We start from the raw sequence: 15,942 nt of genomic DNA, 5'->3' as shown, positions 1-15,942 counted from the left end.
ATGCATAGAACGTTTTCAATATTTAAGGCAATGATGTAATTGTACTAGTGCCGAGTCCAATTGCTTCACCAAAGTAATATCCAGATAGAATTGTTCCAGTAGACCAAACACATGATCCTGCAAATGTGTAAGTAACAAATTTTGGAATTTTCATTTTTAGTAATCCTGCTGGAACTGAAATCATTTCTCTCATAACTGGAACCATCCTTCCTAAAAATACAGCCTTGTCGCCATACTTTTCAAACCAGATCTCTACTCGCTCTAATTTTTTTTCAGATACTCGGACATATCGCAGATAACGAATTAGAACAACACGACCAAGCTTTAACGCAATTAGGTATATTGCAGATGTACCAAGAGTAGCACCTCCTGCTCCAAGCAAAATCATCGGGATGAGACCAATGATTGGTATACCTTGTTGGAATGCCAAGAATCCCGCAGTAGGAAATACTGCAAGTGTGGGAATAGGCGGGACTATAGTCTCAAGTAAGGCTGCTAGAAATATCCCTTCATAGAGATGCTCACCTAGAAACTCTGCAATCCAAATAAGAAATGAATCAAATGGTTCCAATTGCTTCTGCAAATGAAATCTTACTAAATTACTTTACGAGTGCAAACTCATACAAATTAGTCACTTGACATGACAATTTTAGATAATATATCAAAATCACAGCATAATTGATTATTTCTTAGTTATGTATTCCAACAAAATGACAATTCATTTGGAGACAATTATTAGATAAAATTCATTTAAGTTACAAAGATCTTGTTTTTTCAATCTTGTAAAAAACATCTAAATGAATTTTATGAGATTTTTTCTGTGATCGATCTTAATTTTAAATTATTATGATCCATCAAAGGGAAAATTACAAAATTGGAGATTTATGCTAAAAATATTTTTGTACAGTAAGGAAGCAATGGAATAAAAGGAATTATGGCAGATATGTTAAAAACTGCAATTAAACAAGAAAGGGAATTTACAAAAGATGAGTTAAAAAACAGATGACTGGGTTGAAAAAATTATAGATGTCAAAGTATCAGAGTAGATTTTTTATTGGACTAGTTCTCTTAATTTTGACTAATTCATTTGTTCATATTTTCAAGCGATTTTTCAAAATTTTACAAATTACAATACTTGTGAGATCAGAATTCTTGCCAGGTACTAGGATATGGATAAAAGTGATGAACAGCATCTATCAATGTGGAAGAACAAGGTGATGAAGAAATAACATGTCTGGTATGCAGTGCTGAGATTATTGAATATTTTGAAGAGCGATACAAAGGCCAGAGAGGAAAATGCACTATCTGTGAGATTGATTTTCCCTTAGAATAAACCAATTTAGATGAGATTATAATTCAAATCATGGTTTTAGAAATACCTTTAACGTATCAGGCTTTTTTGCATGAATAATTGCTTCTTGAAATTTCTCAAGAGGAAATGTGGAATCGATCATATCATCAACTGTGACCATTCCAGTAGCGAGTGCGTCAATTGCTGGTTTAAACAATCCACAACGAGAGCCAATCAACGTTATTTCATTGACTACTGTAGGAGTCAAATCAAGATTTTCTCTTGATGCAATGGTTGATTTTAAAATAACAATTCCACGCGGTCTTGTTAATTTCATAGTGTCAGAAAATCCAGAATTACTTCCAGTAGCCTCCACCACTAAATCAAAAGTGAATTCATCTGAAGATTCAATTCCAATCTTCGTTTTTATTCCTAGTTTATCCAAACTTTGGAGTTTATTTTTGTGCCTACCAAAGCATGTGGTATTGATACAAGATAATTTCAATACTTGTGCAATTAATTGTGCCAGTCTTCCATCACCTATCACTGCAACATTCCATTGAGGATCCAGTTTTACTTGTTCTTTGATTTCAAATGCAGCTGCTAGTGGTTCGATAAACACAGCTTGTTCATCACTAATTGAATCAGGTAAAACATGTAAGTTTTTTTCAGGAAGTGAGACAAATTCTGCAAATGCTCCATTTCTTTTTAAAATTCCAAGAACTGTTCTGTTAGGACAATGTCGAGACATTCCATTTTTACAAGAGTCACAAACTCCACATCCAACATTAATTTCACCCACAATTCTTTTTCCAATTAGTTCAGAATTTTCAGATTTTTCTACAGTTCCAACAAATTCATGACCCAAGATTCCACTATACTTCATGTATCCATCTAGAATCTCCAAGTCAGTTCCACAAATTCCTGCCAGATTTACTCTAACTAATGTTTCAGCAGAATTTGGTTCTGGATAGTTTTGATCAAAAGTCATTTTTTCTCCATCAAAATAAGCAGCTTTCATCAAATCATTTCAATAGGCATCCAATTTTAAAATACTGAAATTCTTCAAAATAAAAAGATCAGTTTTAAATAATTTAGCGAGATGGAAAGTTATATCAAGAATTTTTCATTTTGACATACCAGTAGATGATCCTCAGAGGGCACAAAAATTTTACAGAGAAGTGTTTGGTTGAAAGTTTGAGAAATGGGACGGACCAATGGACTATTGGATGGCAACAACAGGAACAGAAGAGCCTAGAATTAACGAGGGGCTATCAAATAGAATGTCAGGACAGATAGAAATCTCAAATATCATCAGAGTTCCATCACTTGATGACTGTGAACTACCACCCAACTTGTTGGGTGGCCTCTTCCTGCTTCATCGAGTCTCAAAGTTGCTTCGCAGACGTTTGTGGTTGTGGCTCTCACATCCCTTGGTCGGGGACTGCTGTTCTCACAGCTCAGGCCTTTGTATTTGATGGTTCCTGCAATTCCTGCGGTACCACAGTCATTATACAATGTATGACTTTACTCATATTTGAGAATGTGGTTAGTTTGCGATTCATCCACCGTATAAGCATATGGTGGTCTTCTTGCCATGTGATTATAAAAAAATATAGAAAAAGGTGGACAGTTAATTGTTCCAAAAATGACAATTCCAAAAATTGGATGGTTTGCACAATGTACTAACACTGAGGGCAACATGTTTGGAATAATAGAAATGGATGAGAAGCACAATAGTCTAAACAACAGTAGAAATAATACAAATTTTACCACATGAGGAATAAATCTTGGAATTAGTAAAAAGAGCAGAATTACTTGCAAAAAAGAAACATGCAGGACAGTTTAGAAAAGATAACACTGCTCCTTACTCAAAACACCTAGAAGATGTAGTTAACAGACTCAAGAGTTTAGGTGTAATTGATAAAGAACTTCTAAGTGCAGGATGGCTTCACGATATTATTGAAGACACTGATACTAGTTTTGATAGTTTGTATGAGCAGTTTGGAGATAGGATTGCAGTAATTGTATCATCTTTGACTAAAGACAAAACATTACCAAGAAAACAAAGAGAAAAAGCATACAACGTACAACTCAAAGAAGCATCATTGGATGCAAAACTAATCAAACTTTGTGATATTTCTGCAAACTTGAGTGATTTGAAAAATTATGATGCATCAAAATCAAAAAAACTGCGTGAGGTAAAACAAAAAAGACATTATCTAACAATCATTAAAAAGGATTTGATAAATACAGATTATCCTAAAATTGTTACATTACTAGAAACAATAAATCAGATCCTAAAACGATACGGTCAAAGGGCTATTACTTTCAATTAGAATCATGAAAAATTATTTTTCTCGGGTCACATATTGTATAAAATAGGCTAGATTAATAATCAGAAAGTTTTCTAAAAAATACAATTGAGTTACAAATTTTTAGATCATGCAACTGATGCAATAATTGAGGTTACTGCAAAAGACATCAAAGAAGCATTTGCTGTAGCAGCTGAAGCAGAAATTAATTTGACACTTGATCAAGACAAAGTTGAAGAAAAAGACAAAAAAGAATTCACTGCCAATGGAAAAGATTTGCGTTATCTCCTATTTAGCTGGCTTGAAGAGATTCCATTTCTTTTAATTACTGAAGGATTTGCAATTAAGAGGATTGAGTTTAATATCGAGGAAAATGATGGCTATAAAATTAATGCAGTAGCATACGGGGAGCCACTTGATACTCATAAGCACAATTTCAAAGTCGAGATAAAGGCTCCAACATTTTATGACATGGAAATTAAGACAAATAGTCAAACATACATGAGATTTCTCCTAGATTTGTGAGTTTAGTGAATATTTCTTTGCACAAAAGAAGAAGAAATTATACGCGTTTTTTAAAAATAAACTTGGAGTATCAATATTGTGCGCACTAAATTAGCAGTATTTGCGACATTCTCATTATTTGTGTTAATGGTGATTCCATCTTATGCAGAGGTCATAGAAGTTTCCATGGGAAAGAATTTCTACACGATTGATGAAAAAATTTCATTTTTAGGAAATGAGAGTGAAGGTAGTGTGTTAGTCAATGTAGTTGTAAAGGATCCCAACGGGAAAGCAAAATTACTTGGAGGATTTTCTGATCCTGAAGGAGGATTTGAAACAATACCACAATCGGTAAAAAATATTTTTTCAATAGTTGGGACTTATAACGCAACAGCATTTGTATATAAAATTGAAAACGGTACTTCAATAACACTTGAATTTGATGGAAAGAAAGTATTTGATGTTCCTGACTATGTATTGCAACTAAATTCAATTGGAGACAAAACAGTTGAAGTAGAAAAAACTATAACATTTACAGCTACTCTTGCAGACAGTTCAGTAACTGATGCAGTGTTTAGTTTGAACAATGCACCTTCTGGTGCCACAATAGATCCAAATTCAGGTAAATTTGTATGGACACCATCTAAATCTCATGGGAACATACAAGATGTATTTTATAATTTTGATATTGTTGTAAATAAAGGAAATCAAGAGGATAAAGAAAAAATAACAATTACTGTAAAGCAAGCATATACAGAACCAAAACCTAAACCTAAACAAACCTCACCTGAACCAGAACCTAAAAAATTAGAGATTCCAGCTTTATTTGTTGATGAAACAAAAGATCCGCAAAGTTATGTTGATAGATACAACAATGAGGCAAGTTACAAAAAATGGTTTGATGATAATTTTTCAGAGTATGATTCAATTTATCAGGCAGTAGGTTTGGATGAACCACTGCAAATTCCAGCTTTATTTGTTGATGAAACAAAAGATCCGCAAAGTTATGTTGATAGATACAACAATGAGGCAAGTTACAAAAAATGGTTTGATGATAATTTTTCAGAGTATGATTCAATTTATCAGGCAGTAGGTTTGGATGAACCACTGCAAATTCCAGCTTTATTTGTTGATGAAACAAAAGATCCGCAAAGTTATGTTGATAGATACAACAATGAGGCAAGTTACAAAAAATGGTTTGATGATAATTTTTCAGAGTATGATTCAATTTATCAGGCAGTAGGTTTGGATGAACCCAAAAAATTAGCACCATTTGTTGATCCAAATTTAGATCCCCAATATTACATTGACAGATATAATAGAGAAGATACATACAAAAAATGGTTTGATGAAACATACCCAGATGTAACAATTTATGATGCTGTAGGTATTCAAGAGCCAGAAATTGATGAACCAGAATTTGGTGAGTGTGGTGAAGGAACGGATTTGGTTGACGGATTGTGTGTCATTACTGATAATTCCGAAGGTGGAGGTTGTCTAATTGCAACTGCAACATATGGAACAGAGATGTCCCCACAAGTTCAATTGCTCAGAGAAATTCGTGACAATCAGCTAATGAACACTGATTCAGGGGCATCATTTATGGCAGGATTCAATCAATTCTACTATTCATTCTCACCAACAATTGCAGATATGGAAAGAGAGAATCCTGTATTTAGAGAAGCAGTAAAGATTGGAATTACCCCATTGCTATCATCATTGTCAATCTTGTCATATGCTGATTCAGAATCAGAGGTTCTAGGGTATGGAATAGGCGTGATTTTGATGAATATTGGAATGTATTTTGTAGCACCCGCAATAATAATTTTGAAATCTAAAAAATACATCAAAATTTAGAGAAATCCGGACATATTGTAAACCTCAATTGATCAAAAGGGTAGTGAAATTAATTATTCAGTTTATTAAATTTGCATTTAAGGAAATAATTATAATTTGGAAAAAAAAATAATTTTTAGCATACTATTTGCAATTTGTATAACATCTATCCAAATTGCATATGCAGAACCAGAATTTGCTTTCAAATTTGGTTCATTAGGTTCAGATAATGATGAACTTGATACTCCAACTGACGTGATAGTGGATAAAAATGGAAAAAATGTCTATGTTGTAGATAACAAAAACAATAGAGTAAACGTCTTTGAAAACGACGGAGACGATGACTTTAGGTATGGCTCATTTTGTGATATTGTAGTAATTCAAAATTGTAATAACAATGCAGATGGGGCAGAGGTAGCAGGAGACGGTCAATTCAATGATCCAATCAGTATTGCCAGAGATGCATTAGGAAAATTTTTTGTTGTAGATTCAGATAATTCCAGAGTTCAGATATTTGATGATGATGGGGAATTTCAATCAAAATTTGGTTCATCAGATAGCGGTATTGATGAATATCTTGGTTCAGCTAAAGGAATCGTAGTGCAAGAATCAACTAGGAATATTCTAGTTTCAGATATCGAAAGAGATTCAATATCTGTGTTTGATTCTACAGGTGACTTTCTATTCAAGTTTGATTCATTTGATGGAAATGATGATTTTCGAAATCCAACTTACATGGTAATTAATAACTCTGAAGAAATGCTATATGTTGCAGATACAGGAAATGATAGAATAGTTATTTTTCAGCTAGTTGATGGTACAACATGTCCTAGTGGGACAGATGAATCAGTTGATGGTGTTTGTTTTGTAAAACAATTTGGTTCTGCAGGTAATGACAATGGAGAGTTTGATGATCCATCAGGGTTAGCATTTGATTCCAACAGTAATTTGCTATATGTTGCAGATACAGACAATAACAGAGTTCAAGCATTTGAGATAATTAATGGTACAACATGTCCTAGTGGAACTGAAGAAATAGTTGATGGTGTTTGTTTTGTTGAAAAGTTTGGTTCTGTAGGAACAAGTGATGGAAAATTTGATTCTCCCATGGGAATAGCACTTGATACAAAAAATGAACTGTTGTTTGTGACTGATTCAGATAATAACAGAGTTCAAGCATTTAACATAAATCCAGAACCAGATGTTCTCATTCCAAATAAACCAGATAATCTAAATGCATTTCCAATTTCTCCAACTTCAATAATAATTTCATGGGAAGAACCTGAAATGGATAAAAACGTACCAACAATTTCAGGATACAAAATAGAATATAAAATTGGTTCAGGAGAATTTATCATGATCACTGATAACACTAAAAGTACAACTACATCATTTGTTCACAAAGGACTTGATTCAAAGTCAACCTATCATTATCGTGTATACTCTATTAATTCAGAAGGAACAAGTGTTGCATCATCAATTATTTCAATGAAACCAGCACATACAACAACTCCTGCAGCATTAACTGCTACAGCAATATCACCTAATCAGATAAAACTTTCATGGTTTCCACCATCAGAAACTTTTGGACAAACAGTTGCAGGTTATGAAATAAAACGAGAAATCATACCAGGAGTTTATGATAATCTAGGAGATACAAATAGTGACACTATGACATTTATTGTTAGTGATTTAGTAACTGATAAAAAATACACATTTGCAGTAAGTGCAAAAATTGGATTTGGTTCAACACAAGAATCAAACACAGCGTCTGCCACCCCCAGAGAAGATTCTGTTAATACATCCGAGGTACCACTAACATCAGAGCAGGTACAAATGAAAGTTTCCACGCCGCCAATAAAATTAACAGCATCTATAGTTTCTTCAAGTCAAGTCAATTTATCATGGAGCCCACCAGTAAATGATGGAAACACACCAATTGTTGGCTACAAAATAGAAGTGAAAAAAGATGGGAATTCATATACCACATTAGTTGAAAATACTCAAAGTACAACTAGATCATATTCACATACAAATCTAATTACAAATGTAAAGTATACTTACAAAGTTTCAGCAATCAATATTGTAGGAACAAGTGAACCATCAAACGAATTTTCTGTCACACCAAGATCAACAAATGTTCAAATCAATCCATTGGGGAAACTTACAATAGATGAAGGAAAAATCCTGTCATTTACAGTCAAGCTTCAGGATAATTCTGTCAAAGACGTAGTGTTTAGTTTAGAGAAAAATTCACCAGTAGGTGCAAAAATTATATCAAATACAGGCATGTTTTTATGGACCCCATCAACATTTGATGGTGGAAAAACTTACACATTTGATGTGGTAGCAAAAAAGGATGGACTTTCAGATAGAGAAACAATCACAATTACGGTAAATGACATTGTTGATAATTCACAACCAGTAACAGTGCCTGAACTAATAATGGAACCAAAAGAGCTTGGACTAGCTTTATTTGTTGATGAAACAAAAGATCCGCAAAGTTATGTTGATAGATACAACAATGAGGCAAGTTACAAAAAATGGTTTGATGATAATTTTTCAGAGTATGATTCAATTTATCAGGCAGTAGGTTTGGATGAACCACTGCAAATTCCAGCTTTATTTGTTGATGAAACAAAAGATCCGCAAAGTTATGTTGATAGATACAACAATGAGGCAAGTTACAAAAAATGGTTTGATGATAATTTTTCAGAGTATGATTCAATTTATCAGGCAGTAGGTTTGGATGAACCTAAAGTTGTAGAGAAAAAATTTGGGATATGCGGTCCTGGAACAAATCTGATTGAAGGAGTTTGCACAATTGTTGAGAAGCCAGCTGTAAAGCCTTGGTGGCAATTTTGGTAATTTACAGAAAAGGTTAAGTTTTAATCATAATGTTTTATCAGCATCAGTATGGGGAAGCTAAGTCGAAATCTTAGAATTTGTGGAGACTGTGGTATTGCATATACTTCTGTTAGCTTTACAAGATACATAGATCAGTGCCCAATGTGTAAATCACGAAGGTTTGAGGCAATCCCTATTAAAACAGAAAACGATTAGTGCATAAGCAATGATTTAAGATCAAATCTGTATAGATTTTTTAGTAGAAGTAATTTCTTGTAATTAATGTCTGAAGATCCAGAAATTCAAAAAATAATGAAAAAAAAATTAGCTGAAATACTCAACCAAAAAAACCAGCCTAAAATTGAGCCAGGCATTATAGATTTGAATGGATCTAATTTTGATCATGTAGTATCGGCTGAGAACCCAACATTAGTTGATTTTTGGGCAGAATGGTGTGGTCCATGCAAGTCTATGCACCCAGTATTTGAGAGCATCTCAAAGAAATATCCTAATGTGAAATTTGCCAGAGTAAATGTAGATCAAAATCAAAACATTTCAATGAAGTTTGGCATACAATCCATTCCAACATTCATTATGTTCAAGTCAGGCCAGATTGTGGATAAAATGATGGGAGCTGTAGGAGCTCCTGGAATTCATATGATCTGCAAGAAACATTCTCAATAATTAATATCCGTAAATTGGTTCTTTTTCTCTCTGGATTCTAACTATATCGTTTAAAACTTCTTGTTCTTCAGGACTTAGTTTATGCATGTACTTGGTGAGTAATTTTTTTGCCTCAGGTGATGGAGGAAAAGTATAGAAAACTTCTTCTTCAAAGATCTGTCTTCCAATCGTCACATCATTAACAGAGCATGCAACTTCATCTCCTGCCTTTGCAGAAGATACTGTTTTTTTATCAAGCTGCAATTGGTGAATTGTTCCAACTTTGCGTCCAGACATATTCATAAATGGAATTTTATGTTTTAGAATTCCAACATCCACACGAACCCCAAATACTGCAGGATTGTTATTTCGAAATACCATTCCTTTAAGAAAAGTAAATTTTGCAACAGGAGTTAATTCTGCAAACATTGCATCTTCTTCGTTTGCAGTATCTTCTTCAACCCATGTGTTGTAGTTGTCAATCAAGCTGTAGATTACTTTGTCTTCAAAAATTTTGATGTGACTGTCTTCTGATTCTTCTTTTGCATCAGGTAAAATCTTTACATTAAATGCCAAAACGATTCCTAGATGTCTGTCGTTTTCTTTGATTGCTTTTGCCTCCATGATATCTCGTCTATTTACAGGGCCAATGTCGGCCTTTGCGACAGGTACTTGTGAGCGCCTTAGCATCTCAACTATGGCCTCAAGTGAACCGATAGTGTCACATTTGAGGATAATTCCATTAGTTTCAGTATCAATAAAGACTGATTTCATTTCAGCTTCAATTAGTTTGGTGAATTTTTCAATCTCAGCGTCATTTGTTGCAACATAAAGAGTACTTCCAGGAAGAACGCCTTCAAGATCGGGGGATGCAATTTTCAATCCAGCTGCGGCATCTACCTGTGAAACTGGTTTGAATTTGTCTCGAGGATCTCGCATCTCATCAAGAGGTTTTGGTAATAGTATTGCTTTGGGTTTTGTAACAATTACAGAATCTCTTTTTGCTACTACAATGCTGTTTTCTTTTTTTATGGTTCCATCAATTAAAATAATATTTGCAGTTTGCCCCAATCCTATTTCGTCATTAACTTCCAAAACTATTCCACGTGGTTCTTTTTCTTCCTGATTGAGTCTTTTCTGAAGATATTGTTGAGTCAACCCCACCAAAACACTGAGAAGTTCAGGGATTCCTACTCCAGAACGTGCAGAAATTGGAACTATTGCAATCTCTGATTTAAAGTCCTTTACACGATAAAATGCCTCTGACTGATATCCAAGAATAGACAGAGTTCCTACAACATCATAGATTTTTTGATCAAGATCAGTCTGAATTGACGCGTCTTGTTCTTTGATTGCTTGTGAAATGAATTTGGTTTCTGATTTTCTCCATCCAGAAATTTGATCACATTTGTTCAGTGCTACTACAAAAGGAACTTTTCTGCTCTGTAAAATTTTCAGACTTTCGTTTGTTTGTGGTTGAAATCCACGATTAACATCAACTACTAAAATTGCAATGTCAGCTGCAGAACCTCCACGTGAACGAAGATTTGTAAAAACTTCGTGTCCCGGAGTGTCTATAACTAAAATTCCAGGTATCTTGTGTTCTGCCTGTTCAAGTTTTTTGTATAGTATTCCACATGTTTCTTTGATTGTCTCAGATGGAAGAAAACTTGCGCCAATGTGTTGAGTAATACCTCCTGCTTCTCTACCTTGAACTCCAGTGCCACGAATTCTATCTAAAAGAGATGTTTTTCCAGAGTCTACGTGACCAAGAACTGCCACTATGGGCTGACGAATTTGCAAATCAGATCACTCAAATGCTACCCTCGATTCGTGATCAAAACTTTCTTGTGAATCTGATGCGTGAATAATGTTCTCACTAAATCCTAATCCAAAGTCTCCTCTGATGGAGCCAGGTTCAGCTTCAAATGATTTTGTAGCGCCAATCATAATCCTAGTAGTTGCAATTGCATTATTTCCTTCAATGATTGCTGCAACTACAGGTCCTGATGTGATAAATGATGTCAATTCACCAAAGAATGGTTTGTCTTTGTGTACACCGTAAAAGTTCTCTGCTTGTTGTTGAGTAAACGTAAACATCTTTAATTTCAATAGTTTGAATCCTTTTCTTTCAAATCTTGATATGACTTCACCAACTAGATTTCTAGCTACTGCATCTGGCTTTACAATGAATAGAGATTGTTCAGTCAATCTACTTCTTTCTAATTCCGCCTTTGACGTATTTCTTTGTCCACTTTAATTTTCTTGGATCACGTTTTAGTTCTAGCATATTCTTTTTGCATTTTGAAGAGCAAAACCATAGAACGGTTCCATCATTTTTTGCAAGCATTGTACCAGAACCTTTGGCGACAGGCCTGTCACAGAAATTGCATGGTTTAACTAAAAGACTCATTACTTATCACCTATTTGATTTTCTTTGCTTCTCTCTCTGTTTCTCTTAGCATTAGAATTTCTCCTACTCTAACAGAACCTTTGACGTTTCTTGTAAGAATTCTACCTTTATCTTTACCAGTAAGAACTTTGACTCTAACTTGAATTACTTCACCAGCAATACCAGTTCGTCCAACAATTTGAATAATTTCAGATTGAACTACTTCTTCAGTTGTAGAGCTCATTGATCAGTCTTTCCACCTTTAATTTTAGCAATTGATGATACAACTTGGTCTACAATGTGTTGTGCATCACCAGCATCCAAAATTGCTGCAGCGGCAGAAGTGATATCAATACCCAAAGACTTGCCTAATTCTTGTTTGCTGGGTACAAATGCATATGCTGCACCTTGTTCCTCACATAGAATTGGAAGATGTGCGACTACCTCTGGTGGTTCTACATCTTCAGCGATAACAATTAGTTTGCTAGTACCACGTTCAATTGCCTTTGTGGCTTCGTTGGTTCCTTTCTTTACTTTACCGCTAGTAGATGCTACTCTAACGGCCTCTAAGATTGGATTTACGAGATCCTCTGGCGTTTCGAATTTAACATAATATGATTTTCCCATACTTCGTCACCCTTAGGGTTCATTCTCCATTCTCTCAAAACGTTGGAATGGTTTTAAAAGTGTTATCGGGAAATGATTGTCTTGACTTTTTTGAGGTATTCAGACATCAAAGAGTCTAGTTTCTCTTGGCTTTCAGCTTCTGCATATACTCTAACTATTGGTTCTGTTCCACTAGGTCTAACCATTACCCAGTTTTTAGGATCAATTGAAATTTTGATTCCGTCTGTCACATCAAAACTTGGAAACTCTTCTTTAAGAGAGGATATTAATTCTGTCACTTTTTCAGGAGGACATGGTACCTTGTCTTTTGTAATAAAGGATAGCGGTAAAAGAGAAATCTCATCAGATAGGGATTTTCCAGAAGTTGCCAAAAGATCAAGCATTAATCCTAACGTCATACAACCATCTCTTACTTGATTATGTTTTCCATACATGAATCCACCATTCTCTTCAAATCCAATCAGTGCGTCAGTTGGAACCATCTTCCTAGAAACTTCAACACTTCCAACTTTGGTTCTGATAACTTTGGAATTAAACTTCTCAGCAATTTTTTCAATGTTGTATCCTGAATTCAAACAAGTTACAACCAAAGAGTTTGGGTTCTTCTTTAAGATATGTTGAGTTAGTACAAGTGCAGACTTGTCACCAGTTAAAATGTCACCTTTATTATCACAAAATATACTTCTATCACCATCTCCATCAAATGCAATGCCAACATCTGCATGGTTTTCAGTCACAGTCCTTGAAAGTATTGAAAGATTTTGTGGTGTTGGTTCTGATCCACGTCCTGGAAAATTTCCATCAATGTTTTCATTTACAAGAAATGTTTCACATTGTAACTTTTTACAAAAATCTGGTGCAGATACTACCTGTGCACCATTTCCTAAATCTAAAACAACTCTGAACTTTTTTGATTTTATTAATTTAGAATCAATATGAGATAAAATTCCATTCAGATACGTCTCAATAGTTCTCTCTTCTATTCCTGTAGTACCCCATTTTGAAGGATTTGTAATCCAACTTTTTTTCAAGTAAATATCTTCAATTACTAACTCATCTTCTCGTGAAATCTCGACACCATCTTTTGCAGCAGGCTTGATGCCATTGTATTGTGAAGGATTGTGAGATGCAGTAATCATGATGCCGCCAGAATATCCCAAAATCTTTACTGCAAATTCAAGACACGGTGTTGGAATAATTCCTGCAACATTGCAATCAATTCCAATTGAATTGAGAGCTGAACTAACAACCTTGCAAATTATTGGACTTGATTCTCGTCCATCATATCCAATTAATACAGGTCCTTTCTCAAAGTAAGTTCCAACAGCCAAAGTCATATCATGTACAAATTCTAAAGTAAAATCTTCAGAGAACACTCCACGAATTCCATTAGTTCCAAAAAATTTTGCCATGTCACTATTCAATAATAGATAAATTTGTGTTTAATGGCAAAGTCGTTGCGGGAGTCGCCCAGCCTGGTCAAAGGCGTAGGGCTTAGGACCCTATCTCTTAGGAGTTCGTGGGTTCAAATCCCACCTCCCGCACCATTTTGATTTCTGTGAATGATTAATAATGAGAAAATCTTCACCAAACAAAGTCATGAAAAAAACAGTAGTTGGAATTACAGTTGTAGGCAAAGATAGGGAAGGAATTGTAGCTACATTTACTAATTTTGCATTTTCAAGAGGTGGAAACATTGAGAAAGTAAATCAAAATGTAATCAAAGGTCTTTTTGGAATGTATCTGGAAGTATCATTCTCAAAATCACTTGATGTGAAGAAATTTGATTCAGAGATTCAAAGCTTGGCTAAAAAAGAAAAGATGGATGTAAGCACGCATCATGAAACTAATTCACAGAAAAACATTGCAATATTTGTAACAAAAGAGCCGTTATGTCTTGAAACTATTCTTAAAAATACAAAGTCTCTAAAAGGAAAAATATCAGTAATAGTTGGTACTGAAAAGACATTAGAGTCATTAGCAAAGAAGGCAAAGATCCCATTTGTTTCAGTAGAAGATAAAAAGCAAGAGGAAGCAGAAGAGAAAATTATTCAGATCTGTAAAAAATACGACATTGATTTGATTATACTTGCAAGATACATGAGAATTCTTAGCCCCAACTTTGTTTGGAGATATCCAAATAGAATCATTAACATTCACCCATCATTGCTGCCTGCATTCCCAGGTGCATTAGCATATGCGCAGGCATTTGAGAGAGGCACAAAAATTGTTGGTGTAACTTCACATTATGTTACAGAAAACTTGGATCAGGGACCAATCATATTCCAAGATTCCTTCAAGGTAGATCCTAACGATACGCTTGAAAAAATAAAGGCAAAGGGACAAAAACTAGAAGCAGATACACTACTCAAAGCAACAAAGATGCATCTGGAAAATAAACTTGAAGTTCGTTGGAGAAAGGTTCACATCAAATCTAAGTGAATTAGATGGCAGAAATCAAATCTCAGTTCGATCCAAATCTTAGAAAATTAATTTTAAAGAAAAAACAAGTTGCAGTAATTCCAGTGGGATCAATTGAGCAACACGGCCCACACTTACCAATATCAACTGATACGGACATTGTAACTGAGGTTGCAAAAAGAATCTCAGAAAAAAATGGATACCTTCTGCTTCCAACCATCACCTATGGAGTTTCATTTGAGCATGCACCATTTTTCAATCTGAGTATTAGAGAATCAACTTTGCGTACAGTTCTTTCTGATTTGTGTACATCATTATTATCAAATGGCATCAAGACAGTTTTCATAATTAATGGGCATCATGGAAATCTAAAACCTATAAAAAATATAGATATCAAACTAAAGAAACTCTCAAAAGACAAGATAAAGGTTTTCTCGCTATCTTATTGGCATTTTATGAGAAGGGATTTTGATCATGCAGGATTTGTAGAAACATCACTAATGCTTGCAATCTCAAAAAATGTCAAAATGAATTCAGCTAAAAAAGGACTAATCACAGACAAAATGACAAAACAGCAAATTCAGAAACTTGGAAAACTAGCAAATCAATCATTTCCAAAAGCTACCAAAAATGGAATTTGGGGGGATCCAACAAAAGCCACAAAGAAAGATGGACAGGTAATTTTAGCTGAAATCATCAATAATCTATCAAAAAGGTGTCAAACTTGCCTTACTGGGCATAGCTCATAGTTTCACCAATGGAAATTTAATATAACGCCTCGATATCCAAGTCAATAAGTGATTATAGATGTCCGTTGATATGGCAGTAAAAGTATTGGATGAGAGTATCAATCAAGTCGTATTGATAAAACTCAAAGGGAACAAAACCATTAGAGGCATGCTTCTAGGTTTTGACCAACACATGAACCTGCTACTCGATTCTTCAGAGGAAATTCCTGTTGAAGGCGATTCTAAAAGCCTTGGAAGCATTGTAGTTAGAGGAGACAATGTCGTTATGATTTCTCCTCCACCAGCACAACATTAGGT

20 protein-coding genes and 1 tRNA gene are annotated in these 15,942 nt (G+C 34.6%); 12 read left to right on the top strand and 9 right to left on the bottom strand.

What is annotated here, in order from left to right; translation table 11 throughout:
* Window positions 1-22: 22 nt before the first annotated feature.
* On the bottom strand, window positions 23-583 hold the full coding sequence (locus C5F50_RS01515; RefSeq protein WP_246282101.1) for a DedA family protein: 561 nt from the start codon (window positions 581-583) through the stop codon (window positions 23-25).
* A 618-nt stretch (window positions 584-1,201) separates the two neighbouring features.
* Between C5F50_RS01515 and C5F50_RS13160 the strand changes: the two genes are divergently transcribed.
* The gene (locus C5F50_RS13160; protein ID WP_280924464.1) at window positions 1,202-1,333 is read left to right on the top strand and encodes a hypothetical protein; all 132 of its coding nucleotides are present in this window, start codon (window positions 1,202-1,204) and stop codon (window positions 1,331-1,333) included.
* Between the two features lie 28 nt (window positions 1,334-1,361).
* Here the strand turns inward: C5F50_RS13160 and C5F50_RS01510 are convergent, their stop codons facing one another.
* Window positions 1,362-2,312: an MDR/zinc-dependent alcohol dehydrogenase-like family protein gene (locus C5F50_RS01510; protein ID WP_179371962.1), complete on the bottom strand. Its 951-nt coding sequence runs from the start codon at window positions 2,310-2,312 to the stop codon at window positions 1,362-1,364.
* 31 nt (window positions 2,313-2,343) lie between these two features.
* Between C5F50_RS01510 and C5F50_RS13350 the strand changes: the two genes are divergently transcribed.
* Complete coding sequence (locus C5F50_RS13350; RefSeq protein WP_342448758.1) at window positions 2,344-2,484, top strand: VOC family protein; 141 nt, start codon at window positions 2,344-2,346, stop codon at window positions 2,482-2,484.
* Between the two features lie 29 nt (window positions 2,485-2,513).
* Here C5F50_RS13350 and C5F50_RS13155 read toward each other — a convergent pair whose 3' ends face one another.
* Entirely contained in the window at window positions 2,514-2,645 is a 132-nt protein-coding gene (locus C5F50_RS13155; RefSeq protein WP_280924463.1) for a hypothetical protein, read from the bottom strand.
* 436 nt (window positions 2,646-3,081) lie between these two features.
* On the opposite strand from C5F50_RS13155, the gene C5F50_RS01505 reads away from it, so the two are divergent.
* From C5F50_RS01505 to trxA, 6 genes are all read left to right on the top strand, one after another.
* Window positions 3,082-3,630, top strand: coding sequence for an HD domain-containing protein (locus C5F50_RS01505; RefSeq protein ID WP_179371961.1), 549 nt, complete (start codon window positions 3,082-3,084; stop codon window positions 3,628-3,630).
* Window positions 3,631-3,714: 84 nt separating this feature from the next.
* Window positions 3,715-4,131, top strand: a complete 417-nt coding sequence (locus C5F50_RS01500) for an archease (protein WP_179371960.1) — start codon at window positions 3,715-3,717, stop codon at window positions 4,129-4,131.
* A 78-nt stretch (window positions 4,132-4,209) separates the two neighbouring features.
* Window positions 4,210-5,967 (top strand): Ig domain-containing protein, encoded by a 1,758-nt coding sequence (locus C5F50_RS13030; RefSeq protein WP_246282100.1) that lies wholly within the window; start codon window positions 4,210-4,212, stop codon window positions 5,965-5,967.
* A gap of 96 nt (window positions 5,968-6,063) precedes the next feature.
* Window positions 6,064-8,814, top strand: a complete 2,751-nt coding sequence (locus C5F50_RS01490) for a fibronectin type III domain-containing protein (RefSeq protein ID WP_246282099.1) — start codon at window positions 6,064-6,066, stop codon at window positions 8,812-8,814.
* A gap of 48 nt (window positions 8,815-8,862) precedes the next feature.
* Window positions 8,863-9,009, top strand: a complete 147-nt coding sequence (locus tag C5F50_RS01485) for a hypothetical protein (protein WP_179371959.1) — start codon at window positions 8,863-8,865, stop codon at window positions 9,007-9,009.
* Window positions 9,010-9,075: 66 nt separating this feature from the next.
* The gene (gene trxA / locus C5F50_RS01480; RefSeq protein WP_179371958.1) at window positions 9,076-9,477 is read left to right on the top strand and encodes a thioredoxin; all 402 of its coding nucleotides are present in this window, start codon (window positions 9,076-9,078) and stop codon (window positions 9,475-9,477) included.
* On the opposite strand, the gene infB is transcribed toward trxA, so the two are convergent.
* The 6 genes from infB to glmM form a co-directional block, all read right to left on the bottom strand.
* A complete protein-coding gene (gene infB, locus C5F50_RS01475; RefSeq protein ID WP_179371957.1) occupies window positions 9,478-11,259 on the bottom strand; it encodes a translation initiation factor IF-2 in 1,782 nt (593 codons plus the stop codon).
* A gap of 6 nt (window positions 11,260-11,265) precedes the next feature.
* Window positions 11,266-11,667, bottom strand: coding sequence for a nucleoside-diphosphate kinase (ndk, locus tag C5F50_RS01470; protein WP_179371956.1), 402 nt, complete (start codon window positions 11,665-11,667; stop codon window positions 11,266-11,268).
* 1 nt (window position 11,668) lies between these two features.
* Window positions 11,669-11,869: a 50S ribosomal protein L24e gene (locus tag C5F50_RS01465; RefSeq protein WP_048118108.1), complete on the bottom strand. Its 201-nt coding sequence runs from the start codon at window positions 11,867-11,869 to the stop codon at window positions 11,669-11,671.
* 10 nt (window positions 11,870-11,879) lie between these two features.
* Complete coding sequence (locus C5F50_RS01460; protein ID WP_179371955.1) at window positions 11,880-12,092, bottom strand: 30S ribosomal protein S28e; 213 nt, start codon at window positions 12,090-12,092, stop codon at window positions 11,880-11,882.
* Window positions 12,089-12,475: a 50S ribosomal protein L7Ae gene (rpl7ae, locus tag C5F50_RS01455; protein ID WP_109877675.1), complete on the bottom strand. Its 387-nt coding sequence runs from the start codon at window positions 12,473-12,475 to the stop codon at window positions 12,089-12,091. The genes C5F50_RS01460 and rpl7ae overlap by 4 nt, the downstream gene beginning before the upstream one ends.
* Window positions 12,476-12,537: 62 nt before the next feature.
* On the bottom strand, window positions 12,538-13,887 hold the full coding sequence (glmM, locus tag C5F50_RS01450) for a phosphoglucosamine mutase (protein WP_179371954.1): 1,350 nt from the start codon (window positions 13,885-13,887) through the stop codon (window positions 12,538-12,540).
* Window positions 13,888-13,934: 47 nt separating this feature from the next.
* Here glmM and C5F50_RS01445 point away from each other — a divergent pair.
* The 4 genes from C5F50_RS01445 (at window position 13,935) to C5F50_RS01430 (ending at window position 15,940) form a co-directional block, all read left to right on the top strand.
* Window positions 13,935-14,022 (top strand) — tRNA-Leu (locus tag C5F50_RS01445).
* 52 nt (window positions 14,023-14,074) lie between these two features.
* Window positions 14,075-14,917: a formyltetrahydrofolate deformylase gene (locus tag C5F50_RS01440; RefSeq protein WP_179372865.1), complete on the top strand. Its 843-nt coding sequence runs from the start codon at window positions 14,075-14,077 to the stop codon at window positions 14,915-14,917.
* A gap of 5 nt (window positions 14,918-14,922) precedes the next feature.
* Window positions 14,923-15,645 carry a creatininase family protein gene (locus C5F50_RS01435; RefSeq protein ID WP_179371953.1) on the top strand — a complete coding sequence of 241 codons (723 nt, stop codon included), beginning with the start codon at window positions 14,923-14,925 and terminating at the stop codon, window positions 15,643-15,645.
* A 58-nt stretch (window positions 15,646-15,703) separates the two neighbouring features.
* On the top strand, window positions 15,704-15,940 hold the full coding sequence (locus C5F50_RS01430; protein WP_179371952.1) for an LSm family protein: 237 nt from the start codon (window positions 15,704-15,706) through the stop codon (window positions 15,938-15,940).
* Window positions 15,941-15,942: the final 2 nt, after the last annotated feature.

Origin of the sequence: Nitrosopumilus ureiphilus, assembly GCF_013407185.1 — an archaeon.
GTDB classification, from domain to species: Archaea; Thermoproteota; Nitrososphaeria; order Nitrososphaerales; family Nitrosopumilaceae; genus Nitrosopumilus; species Nitrosopumilus ureiphilus.
The sequence above is the reverse complement of the archived record's forward strand: the minus strand, read 5'-3'. Positions and strand labels throughout refer to the sequence as shown.